Source organism: Aeromicrobium sp., from assembly GCF_014378035.1.
Taxonomy (GTDB): Bacteria; Actinomycetota; Actinomycetes; order Propionibacteriales; family Nocardioidaceae; genus Aeromicrobium.
The window spans coordinates 1-2,164 of sequence record NZ_JACMOM010000051.1; the positions used below are offsets into that span (position 1 = coordinate 1).

Consider the following 2,164-nt stretch of genomic DNA (forward strand, 5'->3'; position numbering starts at 1 on the left):
ATGACCTCGCCCATGTTCTCGTGACCGAACGTGCGCCCTATCTCGAAATCGGTGCGCCCTTCGTACATGTGCAGGTCTGAACCGCAGATGTTGGTCGCCGTGATGCGCACGAGAACGTCCGTAGGACGCTCGATCTTGGCGTCCGGGACGTCTTCGACACTGATGGCGTTGGGGCCCTTGTAAACGACTGCTTTCATTCCTCTTCACTCCCCCAAATTGTATTGCAGTGAAGACGGAAGGCCCGACTTCACATTGTGGAGATGTATTGAAAGATGCACCCCGGACAGTCGCAGGTTGCGCGGCAACTGGCGGAGCTGACCTCGCAGGCCGACCTACATCGGCACGACGTCGGGCTCTGGCCGGATCGGCACGGAGAGCGGGTCCGGGTCGCTGCTGGGCACAATTTCAGTCTCTTCCCAGGGTTGGTGCGGCAACGTGGTCATGAATCGAACGTATGACGTCGCTACAGGCGCTACTTCCCCCGAGCGGGTGCAGCCAGGCGCGTCGGGGTTGGTCGTGTAGCCGGCGTCGAGGGGGATCTGGCAACCGTGTGTGGACCTGGGTCGCGGTGCCGTGCGCGCAGCCAGGTGCGCACGCCCGCCGGAGGCATAGCGCCGCCCTTGAACGCGCGCAGGAACTGCCGAGGTTCCGCCGATGAGCGCCATGAACAGACCGCGCCAACGGGCTCTACCCGGGGAACCCAGTTAGAGCCGCAACCGCACCAGCAGGGTCGTCTACCCGATGGTTTGCGGCCCTCGCACGATAATCCCGTGGCGGCCGGGGACAAGCTGGACGAGCCTGAGCAGGTATGCGAGCGTCACCTCGGACGAGCTGCGCAAGCCGCCCAGGTCGACCTGGAAAGCAGCCGCTCACTGACAAGTCGGTTATGCCTCAGGCTGTGCCGTTGAGGATCAGCCGGATCGCCTCATCCGGTACGTCCCATTGGGGGAAGTGTCCGCACCGCTCGAACCAGTGCAGCTCCGCGTCCGGGAAGGCCTCGATGGCACGCGCGGCCTGTCGGGGCAGGGTCACCAAGTCGCGGCGCCCCCAACCGATCGTGGCCCGTCCTGGCAGGGTGCCCGCGGGGGCGCCTGCCTGTTTGGGACCCTTCGTCAGAGCGTCCATGGCGGGGCCGGTGGCCGGTGCTTCTGCCAGCCCGCGTACGTCCGGCAGCACGGTCTCGGCTGAAAGCGCCCACGGCCGGGCGGAGAACTGCGCAAGTAGCGCTGTTCGCGTGACCGGGTTGCCCAGCACCGTAGGCAACACGCCGCGCAGCGCCTTGACCAGACTGATCGAGGTCCGCAGCGTGGCACCGAAGACGGCACACTCGCGGTCGGTCCAGAAGCCGCCTGGATCCAGAGCGACGGTGTCTCCGCCGACCCCGCGGCGGGCAAGCTCGAGCACTATCCGTCCGCCCATCGACTGACCGACAGTGGAAACTTTGCCGAGCCCCTGCTCGACGATGAACTCCGCGATCGAGTCGGTCAGGGCCGCGATCGACACCTCGCCGGTCATCGGCGGAGTCTCGCCGAAACCGGGCAGGTCGACGGCGATGACTTCGCGCCGCGCGGCCAACCCGTCCAGAATCGGGGCCCACGACTGCCAGCCGGCGCCGAGACCATGGACGAGCAGCAACGGGCTGCCACTGCCGCGCCGAATGTGATTCAACGTCATCCGTCGAACGCTACAAGCCATGATTCAGTGCTTCAAGGGTGTGGGACGACTGTCGACGCCACAGCGCGGCGGAATCTATCGCGCTCGCCGCACCCGTTCCGTGTGCGACAGACATCGGCGAAGTTGCGGGCCTCGGCTCGACCAAACAGGGCGAGAAGCTGCCGGCCGGTGAGCTCAACGGTGCGAGCCTAGGTTTGGGCACACGGTCATTGTTGGCTCGCTGCGCGGGGTGAGTCGATGGCAGGGCCCATGAGCAGGGCTGCGGTAGACGGTCGTGACCACCATCGAGGTCCGCCTCCAGCTGGAGGCACGACCGGCCTGAGCGTTGCTGACACACTGAAATTGTCATCGCTTGTTATCGCACCCACAACCCGAAGGAGCACCCCTATGTTCGACAAGAAGTCCAACATCATCGCTCAGGAGGCGTTCGGCGAGGCGGTGAATTCCGGTTCGCTGGCGTTCGACGACCTGGTCGCCAACACGTGTGTCG

General features: G+C 65.4%; 2 protein-coding genes. Both read right to left on the bottom strand.

The genetic code is table 11. The features are described from left to right. A partial coding sequence (locus H7290_RS02800; RefSeq protein ID WP_290512495.1) for an alcohol dehydrogenase catalytic domain-containing protein occupies nt 1-197 on the bottom strand: 197 nt, incomplete at its 3' end. 694 nt (nt 198-891) lie between these two features. Then, nucleotides 892-1,674 (bottom strand): alpha/beta fold hydrolase, encoded by a 783-nt coding sequence (locus tag H7290_RS02805; RefSeq protein ID WP_290512496.1) that lies wholly within the window; start codon nt 1,672-1,674, stop codon nt 892-894. Nucleotides 1,675-2,164: the final 490 nt, after the last annotated feature.

What these genes read in the sequence shown, in the direction of transcription:
- H7290_RS02805 (WP_290512496.1), bottom strand. Translation starts at nt 1,674, where the DNA reads ATGACGTTGAATCACATTCGGCGCGGCAGTGGCAGCCCGTTGCTGCTC.